Raw genomic sequence first — 15,127 nt, forward strand, 5'->3', positions numbered from 1 at the left:
TTTCACCTATCGCGCAAGGGGCATCCCCTAAACTCGGAAGATGCCCTTTCCCTCTCCGCTGGCGGCGGCCCGCAGCGCCGTGAACGTGTCGCTCCTCTCGTGGTGGCGCCGCTGGTGGCGCCGGCAAACACCGGTGCTGCAGGACGCCGTCGCCATGCTCGCGCCCATCGCGGCGGTGCTGCTGTTTCTGGCCGCCATCGTGTCGGCGTTCTGGTATCTGCGCACCGAGGAAGTCGAGCGCGAGCAGGAGTCGGTGCGGCGGGACGTCGAATACGCCCAGCAGCGCATGCGCCTGCGCTTGCTCGAGCGCCAGGAACAGCTGATGCGCATCGCGCGCGACGCCTCGAACCGGGAGATCGATCCGGTCGAGTTCGCGAGCCGGGCCGAATCGCTGGTGAGCCAGTTTCCCGAGCTGCAGACCGTCACCTGGATCGACGACCGGCGCCGCTTCAAGGCCGGCTACTCCGCGCCGAGCGTGCACCCCTCCCAGCAACACCTGATCGGCGACGTGCTCCGCCCAGGCGACATCGAGAGCAATTACGCGCTGGCGCGCGAGCTGCGCCAGCCGGTTTTCTCGCAGCCGACGGCGGGCGGGGACCCCACGGCCATGTTGCAGCTGCACATCCCGCTTTTCGACCAGGGCCTGTTCGCGGGCGTGGTGCTGGGCGAATTCTCGGTCGACGGCCTGCTGCGCTACGGCATGCCCTCGGAAGTGCAGGCGCGCTACGCGGTATCGCTGCTCGACGCCAAGGGCAACGCGATCGCGGGCAACACCACCGCCAGCAACAGGGAAAGCGGCACGCGGCTCTTGCCCTGGTCCGAGAGAACCAACGAATACGAAGTGCCGGTGTCGCCTGTCGGCAACGCCCTGGTGCTGCGGGCCCAGGCCTACCGCACCTCGCAGGGGGTGGTCGGCAACGGCCTCTTCTGGCTGGTCTGCGCACTCAGCGTGTTGACCAGCTGGATGCTGATCGGCACCTGGCGCCACACCCGGCGGCGCCAGCAGGCCCAGCAGCGCCTGGTGGCTGAAACCAATTTCCGGCGCGCCATGGAAAACTCCATGCTCACCGGTATGCGCGTGCTCGACCTGCAGGGCCGCATCACCTATGTGAACGCCGCTTTCTGCGCCATGACAGGCTGGAGCGAGGCCGAACTGGTGGGGCAGTCGCCGCCCTTCCCCTACTGGCTGGAATCGGACCGCGAAGTCATGAACGAGCGGCTCGAGGAAGAACTGCACGGGCGCGCCCTGCCCGGCGGCTTCCAGGTGCGCGTGAAGCGCAAGAACGGGAGCGTGTTCAATGCCCGGCTCTACGTGTCTCCGCTGATCGACGCGCGCGGCCACCAGACCGGATGGATGACGTCGATGACTGACATCACCGAGCCCACGCGCATCCGCGAGCAACTGTCGGCGTCGTACGAGCGCTTCACCACGGTGCTCGAGGCGCTCGATGCCGCGGTGTCGGTGGCGCCCATCGGCAGCGAGGAACTGCTGTTCGCGAACAAGCTGTACCGGCTGTGGTTCGGCTCCGACACCGTGGGCCACCTGGGCATGGTGGCGCAGGCCGGCGTGCCCGCCTCCAATGCGCATGACGAGGGCCTGGACGACGTCGACCCCTACGCCGGCCTGCCGATCGACACCCTGACTGCCGCCCAGACCGCCAACAACGAGATCTTCGTGCCGCACCTGGGCAAGTGGCTCGAGGTGCGTTCGCGCTACCTCACATGGGTGGACGGCCGGCTCGCACAGCTGGTGATCGCCACCGACATCACTCCCCGGCGCGACGCCGAGGAGCAGGCCGCCGCGCAGGCCGACCGCGCGCAGGCGGCAAGCCGCCTGATCACGATGGGCGAAATGGCCTCCAGCGTGGCGCACGAACTCAACCAGCCGTTGACGGCCATCACCAACTACTGCAACGGGATGATGTCGCGCATCAAGGGGCAGGCGATCGACTCCGACGCGCTGCTCGCGGCGCTGGAAAAAACCTCGAAGCAGGCGCAGCGCGCGGGCCAGATCATCCAGCGCATCCGCTCCTTCGTGAAGCGCAGCGAGCCCAACCGCACCGCTGCCGACGTCGCCACCATGGTGAGCGAGGCGGTCGAGCTCGCGGGCATCGAGCTGCGCCGGCGCAACGTGCGGCTCAACCACTATGTGGCGGCCCGTCTGCCGGTAGTGCAGGTGGACCCGATCCTGATCGAGCAGGTGATGGTCAACCTGCTGAAGAACGCAGCCGAGGCGATCGACATTGCCGAGCGCCCCCTGGCGCGCCGGAGCGTCGAGCTGCGCGTGCTGCCCAAGGTGATCGAGGGCCACAACGCCATCGAGTTCTCGGTGCAGGACACCGGCAAGGGCCTGGCGCCCGAGGTGATGGACCGGCTGTATGAGGCATTTTTCTCTACCAAGCCGGAAGGCATGGGCATCGGGCTGAATCTCTGCCGCACCATCGTCGAATCGCATCGCGGGCGGATGCAGGCGGAGAACATCTACAATGGCCCAGATGTGATCGGATGCCGTTTTTCCTTCTGGATTCCGGTGTTGGATGCTCCCAGTTCCGTAGCAAGCGACGAGGCAAAGGTACCTGCATGAGTTTGATTCCGAAGAAGGGCACTGTCTATGTCGTCGACGACGACGAGGCCGTACGAGATTCGCTGCAATGGCTGCTCGAAGGCAAGGACTACAGGGTCCGCTGTTTCGATTCCGCCGAATCCTTTCTTTCCCGCTATGACCCACGCGAAGTCGCCTGTCTGATCGTCGACATCCGCATGGCCGGCATGACGGGCCTCGAATTGCAGGATCGGCTGATCGAGCGGCGCTCTCCGCTTCCTATCGTGGTGATCACCGGCCACGGCGACGTGCCGATGGCGGTCGACAGCATGAAGAAGGGGGCCATGGATTTCATCCAGAAGCCCTTCAACGACGAAGAACTCGTCACGCTGGTCGAGCGCATGCTCGAACACGCGCGCGGCGCCTTCACCCAGCACCAGCAATCGGCCAGCCGCGACGCGCTGCTGTCCAAACTCACCGGCCGCGAAGCCCAGGTGCTCGAACGCATCGTGGCCGGGCGCCTGAACAAGCAGATCGCCGACGACCTGGGCATCAGCATCAAGACGGTCGAGGCGCACCGCGCCAACATCATGGAAAAGCTCAATGCCAACACCGTTGCCGATCTGCTCAAGATCGCCCTCGGGCAGGCGGCGCCCTCCAAAGCCTAGAAGCTATTGTCCCGATAGCAATGCATGTCCACCACGCCTGCGCAAGCGGGCGTTTTTACTTGGAAAATCGAAACCGATGACCGCCCAACTGATCGATGGCAACGCCCTCGCCAAAACCATCCGCGCCGAGGTCGCCGGCCGCACCGCGGCACTGAAGGCCAGCGGCGTGAACCCGGCCCTCTCCATCATCCTTGTCGGCGACGATCCGGCCAGCCAGGTCTACACGAAGCACAAGGTCAACGACAGCACCGAAACCGGCCTCCTGGCTACGCTGGAACGCTATCCCGCCGAGATGAGCGAGGCCGATCTGCTGGCCCGTATTCGCGCCCTGAACGACGACCCGCTGGTGCATGGCATCCTGGTGCAACTGCCGCTGCCCAAGCACATGGACAGCCAGAAAGTCATCGAGACGATCTCGCCGGCCAAGGACGTGGACGGTTTTCACGTGGCCAGCGCCGGCGCGCTGATGACCGGCGCACCCGGCTTCTGGCCTTGCACGCCGTATGGCTGCATGAAGATGCTCGAATCCATCGGTTACGACCTGCGCGGCAAGCATGCGGTGGTCATCGGCCGCAGCAACATCGTCGGCAAGCCCATGGCCATGATGCTGCTGGCCAAGAACGCCACCGTGACCATCTGCCACAGCGCCACCCAGGACCTCGCCGCCATCACGCGCCAGGCCGACGTGGTGGTTGCCGCGGTCGGCAAGCGCAACATTCTCACGGCCGACATGGTGAAGCCCGGCGCGGTCGTGATCGATGTGGGCATGAACCGCAAGGAAGACGGCAAGCTCGCGGGCGACGTCGACTTCGACGGCGTCAAGGAAGTGGCCGGCTGGATCACCCCCGTGCCCGGCGGCGTCGGCCCCATGACGCGCGCGATGCTGCTCGCCAACACCCTTGAAGCTGCGGAACGCGCCGCAAATTGATCTCCATGGCCAAACCCAACCCCCTCCTCGACTTCAACGATCTCCCGCTGTTCGACCGCGTCAGGCCCGAGCACGTTGCGCCCGCGGTCGACATCCTGCTGGCCGATGCCGAGGCGGCGCTGCAGACCGTCACGGCCGCCGACTTTCCGGCCGACTGGAATGCGATTTCCAAGGTGCTCGACGTGGCGTCCGAACGCTTCAGCCGCGCCTGGGGTGCGGTTGGCCATCTCAACGCCGTGGCCGATACGCCGGAACTGCGCGCCGCCTACAACGAGGCCATGCCGCGCGTGACGGCGTTCTGGACCCGCCTGGGTTCGGACGAGCGCCTTTATGCGAAGTACAAGGCCATCGACGTGGCCACACTCAACACCGAGCAGCGCCAGGCGCATCGCAATGCGGTGCGCAACTTCGTCCTCGGCGGCGCGGAACTGCAGGGCGACGCGAAGAAGCGCTTCGCCGACATCCAGGAACGCCAGGCCGAGCTGAGCCAGAAATTCAGCGAGAACGCACTCGACGCCACCGACGCCTTCTCCTATTACGCAGCGCTGGGCGAGCTCGAGGGCGTGCCCGAAGACGTGGTCAGCGCGGCGCGCGCTGCCGCCGAAGCCGAAGGCAAGCAGGGCTACAAGCTCACGCTCAAGATGCCCTGCTATTTGCCCGTGATGCAGTTCGCCAGAAGCAGCGCGCTGCGCGAAACGCTCTACCGCGCGTACGTCACGCGCGCGAGCGAACTCGGCGATCCAGCCTTCGACAACACCGCGCTGATCAACGAAATTCTTGCGCTGCGGGAAGAAGAAGCAAAGCTGCTCGGCTACAGGAATTTCGGCGAACTCTCGGTCGTGCCCAAGATGGCCGAATCGCCCGAGCAGGTGGTCAAGTTCCTGCGTGACCTCGCAGCCAAGGCCCGGCCCTATGGCGAGCGTGATTTGGCCGACCTGCGCGTGTTCGCGTCGGAGCAGCTGGGCATCGCCGATCCGCAAGCCTGGGACTGGAGCTACATCGGCGAGAAGCTGAAGGAGGCGCGCTATGCCTTCAGCGAGCAGGAGGTGAAGCAGTATTTTCCGGCGCCGAAGGTGATGGCCGGCCTGTTCAAGATCGTCGAGACGCTGTTCGAGGTGTCCATTCGCCGCGACAGCGCGCCCACGTGGCATCCGAGCGTCGAGTTCTATCGCATCGAGCGCCAAACGGCGGAAGGCGTGCAGAAAGTCGGCCAGTTCTACCTCGACCCGTCGGCCCGTGCCGCCAAGCGCGGCGGCGCCTGGATGGACGATGTGCGCGCGCGCTGGCTGCGGCCGGACAACGGCGCGCTGCAAACGCCGGTGGCGCAGCTCGTGTGCAACTTTGCGAGCGGCGTCGACGGCAAGCCGCCGCTGCTCACGCACGACGACGTGACCACCCTCTTCCACGAATTCGGCCACGGCCTGCACCACATGCTCACGCAGGTGAACGAGCGCGACGTCTCGGGCATCAGCGGCGTCGAATGGGACGCCGTCGAGCTGCCGAGCCAGTTCATGGAAAACTTCTGCTGGGAGTGGGACGTGCTTACGCACATGACGGCCCACGTCGATACCGGCGAGCCGCTGCCGCGCGCGCTGTTCGACAAGATGACCGCCGCCAAGAACTTCCAGAGCGGCCTTCAAACGCTGCGCCAGATCGAGTTCTCGCTGTTCGACATGCTGCTGCACACCGAATACCAGGCCGCCACCGCGCAGCCGGGCAGTGTGCTCGCACTGCTGGGCAAGGTGCGCGCCGAGGTGGCCGTGATGCCTTCGCCCCCCTTCAGCCGCACGCCCAACACCTTCAGCCACATCTTCTCGGGCGGCTACGCGGCCGGCTACTACAGCTACAAGTGGGCCGAGGTGCTGAGCGCCGACGCCTACGCCGCCTTCGAGGAAACCGTGGGTGCCGACGGCCAGCCGAACATCGAAACCGGCCGCCGGTACCGCCAGGCCATTCTCGAAGCCGGCGGCAGCCGCAGCGCCATGGATTCGTTCAAGGCCTTCCGCGGCCGCGAGCCGCAGCTTGATGCATTGCTGCGACACCAGGGCATGGCCGAGGCCCAGCCCGCTTGATGCGGGCCTGAAGCTTGCGATACTCGGGCGATGCCTTCGATCCACAAGAAATTTCCCTTGCATCGCCTGCCTGCCTCCGCCCTGCTGCTGATTGCCGCGGGTGCCATGGCCCAGCCGATCTATCGCAACGTCGACAAGAACGGCAAGGTCACTTTCTCCGACCGCGCGCCCACCGCCAGCACCGAACCGGCCGCCGCGCCGCAGGCCGCCATCGCCGCACCGGCCAACGCGGGGCTGCCTTACGAGCTGCGGCAGGTGGCGCAGCGCTATCCCGTCACTCTGTACAGCGGCGAGGAATGCGCCCCGTGCAGCACGGCCCGCTCGCTGCTCGTCACGCGCGGCGTTCCCTTCGAGGAGCGCACCGTCAAGAGCAGCCAGGACGTCGAGGCCCTGCAGCGGCTGACCCAGCAGGCTTCGCTGCCGCTGCTGACGATCGGTTCGCAGCAGCTCAAGGGCTTCTCCGACGCCGAATGGTCGCAATACCTCGACGCCGCGGGCTACCCGAAGAGCAACAGCCTGCCCGCCAGCTACCGCAATCCGCCGGCCCGTCCGTTGGTTGCACAGCAGGCGGCACCCGCTGCGCCCGAGGTAGCACCTCCGGCGCCTGCGCCGCAGCAGGCCGCGCCCGCTCCCAGCGGCCCGAGCCCGAGCAATCCGGCGGGCATCAAGTTCTGAGCGGCCACCGGGCCCGCCGGGGCCTGGGCTGATAGGGGCGGCCTCAGTCGAACCGCATCGTTTGCACGCCGGAAGGCGTCCCGAGCAGGCACACATCGGCCTTCTGGTGCGCGAACACGCCGACCGTGACCACGCCGGGCCACTGGCTGACTTCGGATTCGAAGGCAAGTGGATCGCTGATCCGCAGACCGGTCACGTCGAGGATGTGCTGGCCGTTGTCCGTCACGAGGGGCAGGCCGTCTTTTTCCCGCACTTGCGCAATACCGCCCATGGCCTCGAACTGGCGCATCACGCGGCGCGCCGCCATCGGAATCACCTCTACCGGGAGCGGAAAGGCACCGAGCGTGTCGACCAGCTTGGACGCATCGGCAATGCAGACAAAGCGCCGCGACTGCGCCGCGACGATCTTTTCGCGCGTGAGCGCCGCGCCGCCGCCCTTCACCATGAAGCCGTGGTGGTCGATTTCGTCGGCACCGTCGATGTAGACGCCCAGCTCCTCGACCTCATTGCTGTCAAACACCGGAATGCCGAGCGCGCGCAGGCGTTCGGTCGAAGCCACCGAGCTGGACACCGCGCCCTTGATCTGGTCCTTGATCGTGGCCAGCGCGTCGATGAACTTGTTCACGGTCGAGCCGGTGCCCACGCCGACGATTTCACCCTTCACCACGTAGGCCAGCGCGGCGCGGCCGACCTGGGCCTTGAGCTCGTCCTGGGAGATGGCGGCGGCGCCGGGAGCGGAAGAAGGAGAAACGGGTGCAGTCATCGCGGAGAATCCTTGGCTCATTGAAGTCGAGAATTATCCGATGCCCCTGCTCCCCTCCTCGCTCTACGGCCTGGCCCGGCCCTTTCTGTTCGGCTTCGACCCGGAGCACGCCCACGAACTCACGCTCGACGGCCTGGCCCGCACACAGAACACGCCGCTCGCCTGCGCCTACGCCGCGCCGCGCGTCGACGACCCGGTCACGCTCGCCGGGCTGGAATTTCCGAACCGCGTGGGCCTGGCAGCCGGGCTCGACAAGAACGCCCGCTGCATCGACGCTTTTGCCGCCATGGGCTTCGGCTTCGTCGAAGTCGGCACCGTGACGCCCAAGGCGCAGCCGGGCAACCCCAAGCCCCGCATGTTCCGCCTGCCGCAGCGCGATGCGCTCATCAATCGGCTCGGCTTCAACAACGAAGGACTCGATGCCTTCCTGGCCAACGTGCAGAAGGCGCGCTTTCGCAAGAACGGCAGCGGCGCCGGCAAGAAGCCGATGCTGCTCGGACTCAACATCGGGAAGAACGCCACCACGCCCATCGAGCGCGCGGTCGACGACTACCTGGCCTGCCTGGACGGCGTGTATGCGCATGCCGACTACGTGACCATCAATATCTCGAGCCCCAACACGGCCAACCTGCGCACGCTGCAAAGCGACGAGGCGCTCGATGCCCTGCTGGGCGCGATTGCCGAGCGGCGGCATGCCTTGACCGAACGCAGCCGCCGGCGCGTGCCGCTGTTCGTGAAGATCGCTCCCGATCTCGACGAAAACCAGGTCGCCGTGATTGCCGCCACGCTGCAGCGCCACGGCATGGACGGCGTGATTGCCACCAACACCACGCTGGCGCGCGACGCGGTGGCGGGCCTGCCGCATGCCGGCGAAGCCGGCGGGCTCTCGGGCGCGCCGGTGCGCGAAGCCAGCAACCGCGTGATTGCGCAGCTGCGTGCCGCCCTGGGGCCGGGTTTTCCGATCATCGGGGTTGGCGGCATCCTGAGCGCGGCCGATGCCAAGGCCAAGATTGCCGCGGGCGCCGACGTGGTGCAGATCTACACCGGCCTCATCTACCGGGGCCCGGCTCTCGTGCGCGAAGCGGCGCAGGCGCTGCTGCAGCAAAGCCGCAGCGCCGCCTGAGCCTTCGTTCGCTTCTTTTCTTCTGCTCTCTCAGCGCATGCGCCAGAGCGCTGGCGCAATGAACGCCGCCCAGCGCAGCAGCCGCTTGGGACGGATCACCACCACGGCCACCGCGGCCACGACGCCGGTGGCAACCGGGTGCTCCCGCGCGATGCGCAATGCCGCGGCGGCAGCCGACTCGTCGGCCGGAGGCGCTTCGGAAGCAGCACCGCCCGATGCGCCGGCGGGTTGCCGCGCCGCACGGACGCCCTGCATCGTGGCGATGCGTTCGCGCTGGCGCTCCATGCGCGCGAGCAGCTCTTCGCGCGTGGCCGGCCGCGGCGGGCGCGGCGCTTCTTCGTCCTGGTCGGGATCCTTGCCGAGCCCGAAGCTGTCCTGAACCCAGGCCCAGTCGCGTTCGAACTCGCGCCGCGCCGGCATGAAGCTGCTCGAAGCATTGCGAAGGCTCAGGAACAGGCCCCATGCCGCGCCCAGCCAAAGCACGATCCACACGCCAGCGACGGCCCACGCCGCCGCGATGCGGTGAGGCGTTTCCCAGAAATGCACCACCACCGCCATCGACAGCAACGCCACCGCTACAGTGGTCAGGCCGAGCACGGCAACCACCAGGACGAGCACCAGCTTGAGGCGCTGCTTCTCGTCCTCCCAGGCCATGCGCAGCAACTGCACGCGGTCCTCGGCGGCCAGCGCGCCTTCGGCCGCAGCAATCCGCAGCCGTCGCAGACGGGCATCGAGCCCGAACAGGGACAGCAACCTCATGCGCCGGCTCCCGCTCGGCGGTGGACGACGCGGCAGTGTGCGTTCAGGTCAGCGGCGGCCAAGCAGCAAACCCACCAGCACACCGACGGCCAGCGCTGCGCCGGCAATCTGCCACGGTTCGTCGTGGGCGTAGGCGTTGGCACTGTTGGCCGCTTCACGGGCCTTCTGGGCTGCAAGCTTGCTCTTCTCTGCCGCAAGCTCGCGCGCAATGGCGAGCTTGGTGTCGATGCGCTGACGCAGCGCCTTGATGTGGGGAACCGAATCCAGGTCCTTGCTGGCCAGCACGCCGCGCACGTCGCTCGCGATATCTTCGGCTGCCGCTTCAATGTTGTTGGATGCACTCATTGGAATCTTTCCTCCGTGATGACACCGGCACCGCGCCGGCGGCTTCACGCCAGCAAATGGCGTGGTGTCATGTTACAGGCACAAAAGCCCCTCGTGCGCGACAGTTCTGCAGACTTCTGCACTCGGAGCCCGCATTGCTTCCGTCAGCCGCCGTCGAGCAAGCTCGTCACGTAGCGCCCGATCGCAAGGCTGCTCGTGAGCCCGGGCGACTCGATGCCGAAGAGATTGACCAGGCCGTGCACGCCATGCTCCTTGGGGCCGTGGATCATGAAGTCGCGCGCGGGCTCGCCCGGGCCCGCGATCTTGGGCCTCATGCCCGCGTAGCCGGGAATCAGCGCGCCATCGGGCAAGGCCGGCCAATACTTGCGTACCTCGGCGTAGAAGCCCTCGCCGCGCGCCGGGTCCACCACCAGGTCGTCGGCCGATGGCACCCACTGCACATCGGGCCCGAACTTGGCCTGCCCGCCCAGGTCGAGGGTCAGGTGCACGCCCAGTCCGCCCGGCTCGGGCACCGGATAGACGAGCCGGCTGAAGGGCGCGCGGCCCGACAGGGTGAAATAGTTGCCCTTGGCGAAATAGGCGGTCGGTACGGCCTCGGCAGGCAAGCCCTCGAACCGCCTGGCGAGGCCGGGGGCACCAAGGCCCGCCGCATTGACCACGGTGTTGCAGCGCAATGCCGTGCCGTCTTCCGCGACCAGGACGATGGCGTCGGCCCCGCATTCGGCTCGCGCGATGGGTGATTTGAGCGCCAGCATGCCGCCCGCGTTCTCCACGTCGCCCAAGAGGCTCAGCATCAATGCGTGGCTGTCAACGATGCCGGTGCTGGGCGAATGCAGCGCCGCTTCGCAATGCAGTTGCGGCTCCATCGCCATGGCCTGTTGCGCCGTCAGAAGCACGAGGTCGTCGACCCCGTTGGCGGCAGCCTTGGCGCGAATGGCTTCAAGCTCGCCGACCTGCGCCACCGAGGTCGCCACGATGAGCTTGCCGCAGCGCCGGTGCGGCACCCCTCGCTGCGCCGCATAGTCATAGAGCGCCTGCTTGCCTCGACGCAAAGGCGTGCCTTGAGCGAACCCTGCGGGTAGTAGATGCCCGCGTGAATCACCTCGCTGTTGCGCGAACTGGTGCCCGTGCCGATGGCACCTTCGGCTTCCAGCACCACCACTTCACGGCCTGCGAGCGCCAACGCGCGCGCCACGGCCAGGCCCACCACTCCGCCGCCGATGACGGCGCAATCAAGTTCATCCATGGCGCGAGCTTATCGCGGCTCGCGCGCCGGATTCACGACGTGGTGGGAGGAGGCTCGGGATCGGTCGGGTCGTCCGGCGGTGTGCTCGGCCCTTCGTCGGGTTCCACGGGCAGGTCGGGCGGAATGTCGGGATGAGTGGCCATGATCGGTCTCCTTCCCGTCGGGTATAAGCGCTGCGCCAGGAAATTGAGCCGGCGCGAGACGGCAACTGGCGTCAGCACGAGCCGACAGTTGAGCGGAACCGGCGCATGTACCGCCGTGCCGGAGCAAAAAGGCAGCGCACAAAACAAAAAGCGACCTGGGCAATCCAGGTCGCTGTTCATTTCGAGGAAATTGGTGGGCGGTGGAGGTTTCGAACCTCCGACCCCAGCAGTGTGAATGCTGTGCTCTACCCCTGAGCTAACCGCCCTGCAAACCCCTTGGCCCTGCTGCTGCACGGCCTTGGAATTAATCGCGTTGCGCGAAGCCTTCGATTATGCCACAGCATTTCAGCCGTTTTGGCGAAAGAGCGTGCGTCCGTTGCTGGATTTGTCGAGCTGCGACAACAGCGCCTCGTGCGCCGCAAGCTCCTGCTCGCCCGCCAGGATCACCGGCAGGTCGAACTGGCTCAGGTCGATGGTGACGACGGTGGTGCCCTGCGCCGGCTCGCTGGACGACACGTCGATCAGCAGCGCGTCCTGGCCGCGCGTGAGGTTGATGTAGACGTCGGCCAGCAGCTGGGCGTCGAGCTTGGCGCCGTGGAAGGTGCGGTTCGAGCGATCGACGCCGAAGCGGTCGCACAGCGCGTCCAGCGAATTGCGCTTGCCCGGGTAGACCTGCTTCGCCATGGCCAGCGTGTCGGTCACTTCGCCGACGAAGGTGCGCAGCGGCGGCAGGCCAGCCAGCTCGAACTCCTTGTTGAGAAAGCCGACGTCGAAGGCCGCGTTGTGAATGATCAGCTCGGCGCCGCGCAGGTATTCGACGATGTCGTTGGCCAGCGTGGCGAACTTCGGCTTGTCGCGCAGGAAGTCGGTCGTCAGGCCGTGCACCTTGAGCGCGTCTTCATGGCTCTCGCGCTCCGGGTTGAAGTAGATGTGCAGGTCGTTGCCCGTGAGCTTGCGTGCGAACAGCTCCACGCAGCCGAGCTCGATGATGCGGTCGCCGTTCTCGGCGGAAAGGCCGGTGGTTTCAGTATCGAGGACGATCTGGCGCGACATACGGTGGCTCTTTCAATGGTTCTCTTTGGCGTGGTTGATCGAGTACTTGGGAATCTCGATCGTCACGTCTTCCTGCGCCAGGATGGCCTGGCAACTGAGCCGCGATTGTGGCTCCAGGCCCCAGGCGCGGTCGAGCAGGTCTTCCTCGCCCTCCTCCGCTTCATTCAGCGAACTGAATCCCTGGCGCACGATGACGTGGCAGGTGGTGCAGGCGCAGCTCATCTCGCAGGCGTGCTCGATGTTGATGTGGTTGTCGAGCAGCGCCTCGCAGATCGAGGTGCCGGCCGGTGCCGTGATTTCTGCACCGTTCGGGCAGTACTCCGGATGCGGAAATATCTTGATGGTGGGCATGTAGTTCTTAGAGGGATTCGACCTTGCGGCCCGACAACGCGCGTGCAATGCCCGCGTTCATGCGCTGGGCGGCAAACGCCTCGGTGTCGTTGGCCAGGGCCTTGGTGGCCGCCTCGATGGCCGCCGCGTCATTGCTGCCGCTTGCGGTTTCGCGCAGCCTTGCCATCGACGCATCGATGACGGCGCGTTCCTGTTCGCCCAGCAAATCGCCGTCGGCGTCGAGCGCGCTTTTCGTGGCCAGCAGCATGCGCTCGGCATCCACACGCGCTTCGACGAGCGCACGCGCCTGCATGTCCTGCTGCGCGGTCGAAAAACTCTCCTGCAGCATGGTCGCGATCTGGTCGTCCGACAGCCCGTACGAGGGCTTGACCGCGACGCTGGCCTCGACACCGCTGCCCTGCTCCTTGGAGCTGACACTCAGCAATCCATCGGCATCGACGGTGAAGGTCACGCGGATACGCGCCGCACCCGCCGCCATCGGCGGAATGCCGCGCAGCGTGAAGCGCGCAAGGCTGCGGCAGTCGGCCACCAGGTCGCGCTCGCCCTGCACCACGTGCAGCGCAAGGGCTGTCTGGCCGTCCTGGTAGGTGGTGAAGTCCTGCGCCATGGCGGTGGGAATGGTCTGGTTGCGCGGCACGATGCGTTCGACCAGCCCGCCCATGGTCTCGATGCCCAGCGACAGTGGAATCACATCGAGCAGCAGCAGGTCGCCCGCGCCGTTGTTGCCGGCCAGCTGATTGGCCTGGATGGCGGCGCCGAGTGCCACGACTTCGTCGGGGTTGAGGTTGACCAACGGGTCGCGCCCGAAGAACTCGGCCACGGCGCGGCGGATCTGGGGCATGCGCGTGGAGCCGCCCACGAGCACGATGCCCTTCAGGTCATCGGGCCTGAGCTTGGCGTCGCGCAGCGCCTTGCGAACCGCGGCGATCGTGCGGTCGGTGAGCGGCTTGGTGGCAGCGTCGAACTGAGGGCGGGTGAGTTCGAATTGAACCGCCCTGCCTGCAAGCTCCGCTCGGAAGGCGGTCGACCCGGTGTCGGTCAGCGCCTCTTTCGCGGCACGGGCGGCCACGAGCATGGCGGCCTTGTCGCTGTCGCTGCCGACCTGCAGGCCGGTTTGCGCGAGCACGAAGCCGGCCAGCGCGTGGTCATAGTCGTCTCCGCCCAGGGCCGAATCGCCACCGGTGGCAATCACTTCGAACACACCCTGCGTCAGCCGCAGGATCGAGATGTCGAAGGTGCCGCCGCCCAGGTCGTAGACCGCATAGACGCCTTCGCTTGCGTTGTCCAGGCCGTAGGCGATGGCCGCGGCCGTGGGCTCGCTGATCAGCCGCAGCACGTTGAGGCCTGCGAGCTGCGCGGCGTCCTTGGTGGCCTGGCGCTGGCCTTCGTCGAAGTAGGCCGGCACGGTGATGACGGCGCCGTAGAGCTCGTCGTCGAAGGTGTCTTCGGCGCGGAAGCGCAAGGTCGCCAGGATTTCGGCGCTGATCTCGACCGGCGACTTCTCGCCGGCGAGGGTCTGCACCTTCACCATGCCGCCGTCGCTGCCGTCGATGTGGTAGGACATCGACTCGCGGTTCGAAATGTCGGAGAGCCCGCGGCCCATGAGCCGCTTGACCGAGGTGATGGTGTTGGCGGGGTCCTGCCCGCGCGCCGCCACGGCGTCGAAGCCGATCTGCCGGCGGTCGCCCTCGAGGTAGCGCACGGCCGAAGGCAGCAGCACACGGCCCTGGTCGTCGGGCAGGCATTCGGCCACGCCGTTGCGCACCGCGGCCACCAGCGAATGCGTGGTGCCGAGGTCGATGCCCACGGCAATGCGGCGCTGATGGGGATCGGGCGCCTGGCCGGGTTCTGAAATCTGTAGAAGAGCCATATGTAGGGGTCTATTGTCCCAACTGATCGAACTTGGCTTCGACGTCCTGCCCGAAACGCTCAATGAACATGAGGGCTCTCACCTGCTGCGCGGCGGCGGGATAGTCGCCCTTCTCGTCGATCAGCCAGTCGAGCGACGAAAGTGCGCGGGCGCGGCCGGCTTCGACCTCGGCCTGCAGCTTCTCGATCGCTGCGATGTCATCCGCGTCGTCGAGCTCCTCGCGCCATTCCATCTGCTGCATCAGGAAATCAGACGGCATGGCCGTGTTGTTCTCGGTGTTCAACGGTGCACCGTTGAGTTCGCAGATGTAGCTGGCGCGCCGGATCGGGTCCTTGAGCCGCTGGTAGGCCTCGTTGATGCGCACCGACCATTGCATGGCCACGCGCTGCGCCGCGGCGCCTTGCGCGGCAAAGCGATCCGGGTGCGCCTCGCGCTGCAGCTCTTTCCAGCGCGCGTCGAGGGCGGCGCGGTCCTGCGCGAAAGTCGCCGGGACGGCGAACAGTTGAAAGTCGGTGTCGTTCAGGTTCATCAGACTGCCAGCCGGGCCGTCCCAAAGGCGGTCTGCGCCCCCTCGGGGGGCAGTGAGGAC

General features: G+C 66.7%; 14 protein-coding genes, 1 tRNA gene and 1 pseudogene. 6 read left to right on the forward strand and 10 right to left on the reverse strand.

Features of this window, described 5'->3' with window-relative positions:
* Positions 1-40: 40 nt before the first annotated feature.
* From ACAM55_RS13265 to ACAM55_RS13285, 5 genes are all read left to right on the forward strand, one after another.
* On the forward strand, positions 41-2,584 hold the full coding sequence (locus tag ACAM55_RS13265) for a PAS domain S-box protein (protein ID WP_369652023.1): 2,544 nt from the start codon (positions 41-43) through the stop codon (positions 2,582-2,584).
* On the forward strand, positions 2,581-3,210 hold the full coding sequence (locus ACAM55_RS13270) for a response regulator transcription factor (protein WP_055796273.1): 630 nt from the start codon (positions 2,581-2,583) through the stop codon (positions 3,208-3,210). Before ACAM55_RS13265 ends, ACAM55_RS13270 begins: the two co-directional genes overlap by 4 nt.
* Before the next feature lie 76 nt (positions 3,211-3,286).
* Positions 3,287-4,138 carry a bifunctional methylenetetrahydrofolate dehydrogenase/methenyltetrahydrofolate cyclohydrolase FolD gene (folD, locus tag ACAM55_RS13275; RefSeq protein ID WP_369652024.1) on the forward strand — a complete coding sequence of 284 codons (852 nt, stop codon included), beginning with the start codon at positions 3,287-3,289 and terminating at the stop codon, positions 4,136-4,138.
* Between the two features lie 5 nt (positions 4,139-4,143).
* Positions 4,144-6,210, forward strand: coding sequence for a M3 family metallopeptidase (locus tag ACAM55_RS13280; RefSeq protein WP_369652025.1), 2,067 nt, complete (start codon positions 4,144-4,146; stop codon positions 6,208-6,210).
* A gap of 30 nt (positions 6,211-6,240) precedes the next feature.
* The gene (locus ACAM55_RS13285; RefSeq protein WP_369652026.1) at positions 6,241-6,885 is read left to right on the forward strand and encodes a glutaredoxin family protein; all 645 of its coding nucleotides are present in this window, start codon (positions 6,241-6,243) and stop codon (positions 6,883-6,885) included.
* Between the two features lie 43 nt (positions 6,886-6,928).
* Here ACAM55_RS13285 and rpiA read toward each other — a convergent pair whose 3' ends face one another.
* Positions 6,929-7,648, reverse strand: coding sequence for a ribose-5-phosphate isomerase RpiA (gene rpiA / locus ACAM55_RS13290; RefSeq protein WP_369652027.1), 720 nt, complete (start codon positions 7,646-7,648; stop codon positions 6,929-6,931).
* A gap of 40 nt (positions 7,649-7,688) precedes the next feature.
* Here rpiA and ACAM55_RS13295 point away from each other — a divergent pair, with 40 nt between their 5' ends.
* A complete protein-coding gene (locus ACAM55_RS13295; RefSeq protein ID WP_369652028.1) occupies positions 7,689-8,771 on the forward strand; it encodes a quinone-dependent dihydroorotate dehydrogenase in 1,083 nt (360 codons plus the stop codon).
* A gap of 30 nt (positions 8,772-8,801) precedes the next feature.
* On the opposite strand, the gene ACAM55_RS13300 is transcribed toward ACAM55_RS13295, so the two are convergent.
* From ACAM55_RS13300 to hscB, 9 genes and pseudogenes are all read right to left on the reverse strand, one after another.
* Positions 8,802-9,530 (reverse strand): phage holin family protein, encoded by a 729-nt coding sequence (locus ACAM55_RS13300; protein ID WP_369652029.1) that lies wholly within the window; start codon positions 9,528-9,530, stop codon positions 8,802-8,804.
* Positions 9,531-9,578: 48 nt separating this feature from the next.
* Positions 9,579-9,875, reverse strand: a complete 297-nt coding sequence (locus ACAM55_RS13305; RefSeq protein ID WP_055796254.1) for a DUF883 family protein — start codon at positions 9,873-9,875, stop codon at positions 9,579-9,581.
* Positions 9,876-10,018: 143 nt separating this feature from the next.
* A pseudogene (locus tag ACAM55_RS13310) lies at positions 10,019-11,058 on the reverse strand (NAD(P)/FAD-dependent oxidoreductase).
* Between the two features lie 95 nt (positions 11,059-11,153).
* Positions 11,154-11,264 carry a stereocilin gene (locus tag ACAM55_RS13315; RefSeq protein WP_082517415.1) on the reverse strand — a complete coding sequence of 37 codons (111 nt, stop codon included), beginning with the start codon at positions 11,262-11,264 and terminating at the stop codon, positions 11,154-11,156.
* A 191-nt stretch (positions 11,265-11,455) separates the two neighbouring features.
* Positions 11,456-11,530 (reverse strand) — tRNA-Val (locus ACAM55_RS13320).
* A 79-nt stretch (positions 11,531-11,609) separates the two neighbouring features.
* On the reverse strand, positions 11,610-12,317 hold the full coding sequence (gene dnaQ / locus ACAM55_RS13325) for a DNA polymerase III subunit epsilon (protein WP_369652030.1): 708 nt from the start codon (positions 12,315-12,317) through the stop codon (positions 11,610-11,612).
* 12 nt (positions 12,318-12,329) lie between these two features.
* Entirely contained in the window at positions 12,330-12,668 is a 339-nt protein-coding gene (fdx, locus tag ACAM55_RS13330) for an ISC system 2Fe-2S type ferredoxin (RefSeq protein ID WP_369652031.1), read from the reverse strand.
* A 7-nt stretch (positions 12,669-12,675) separates the two neighbouring features.
* The gene (hscA, locus tag ACAM55_RS13335; RefSeq protein ID WP_369652032.1) at positions 12,676-14,538 is read right to left on the reverse strand and encodes a Fe-S protein assembly chaperone HscA; all 1,863 of its coding nucleotides are present in this window, start codon (positions 14,536-14,538) and stop codon (positions 12,676-12,678) included.
* A 10-nt stretch (positions 14,539-14,548) separates the two neighbouring features.
* Complete coding sequence (gene hscB, locus ACAM55_RS13340) at positions 14,549-15,067, reverse strand: Fe-S protein assembly co-chaperone HscB (RefSeq protein WP_369652033.1); 519 nt, start codon at positions 15,065-15,067, stop codon at positions 14,549-14,551.
* Between the last annotated feature and the right edge of the window lie 60 nt (positions 15,068-15,127).

The organism is Variovorax sp. V213 (genome assembly GCF_041154455.1).
Taxonomy (GTDB): Bacteria; Pseudomonadota; Gammaproteobacteria; order Burkholderiales; family Burkholderiaceae_C; genus Variovorax.

Coding starts and splice junctions, on each gene's coding strand:
- ACAM55_RS13265 (WP_369652023.1), top strand. CDS start 41: ATGCCCTTTCCCTCTCCGCTGGCGGCGGCCCGCAGCGCCGTGAACGTG.
- ACAM55_RS13270 (WP_055796273.1), top strand. CDS start 2,581: ATGAGTTTGATTCCGAAGAAGGGCACTGTCTATGTCGTCGACGACGAC.
- folD (WP_369652024.1), top strand. CDS start 3,287: ATGACCGCCCAACTGATCGATGGCAACGCCCTCGCCAAAACCATCCGC.
- ACAM55_RS13280 (WP_369652025.1), top strand. CDS start 4,144: ATGGCCAAACCCAACCCCCTCCTCGACTTCAACGATCTCCCGCTGTTC.
- ACAM55_RS13285 (WP_369652026.1), top strand. CDS start 6,241: ATGCCTTCGATCCACAAGAAATTTCCCTTGCATCGCCTGCCTGCCTCC.
- rpiA (WP_369652027.1), bottom strand. CDS start 7,648: ATGACTGCACCCGTTTCTCCTTCTTCCGCTCCCGGCGCCGCCGCCATC.
- ACAM55_RS13295 (WP_369652028.1), top strand. CDS start 7,689: ATGCCCCTGCTCCCCTCCTCGCTCTACGGCCTGGCCCGGCCCTTTCTG.
- ACAM55_RS13300 (WP_369652029.1), bottom strand. CDS start 9,530: ATGAGGTTGCTGTCCCTGTTCGGGCTCGATGCCCGTCTGCGACGGCTG.
- ACAM55_RS13305 (WP_055796254.1), bottom strand. CDS start 9,875: ATGAGTGCATCCAACAACATTGAAGCGGCAGCCGAAGATATCGCGAGC.
- ACAM55_RS13315 (WP_082517415.1), bottom strand. CDS start 11,264: ATGGCCACTCATCCCGACATTCCGCCCGACCTGCCCGTGGAACCCGAC.
- dnaQ (WP_369652030.1), bottom strand. CDS start 12,317: ATGTCGCGCCAGATCGTCCTCGATACTGAAACCACCGGCCTTTCCGCC.
- fdx (WP_369652031.1), bottom strand. CDS start 12,668: ATGCCCACCATCAAGATATTTCCGCATCCGGAGTACTGCCCGAACGGT.
- hscA (WP_369652032.1), bottom strand. CDS start 14,538: ATGGCTCTTCTACAGATTTCAGAACCCGGCCAGGCGCCCGATCCCCAT.
- hscB (WP_369652033.1), bottom strand. CDS start 15,067: ATGAACCTGAACGACACCGACTTTCAACTGTTCGCCGTCCCGGCGACT.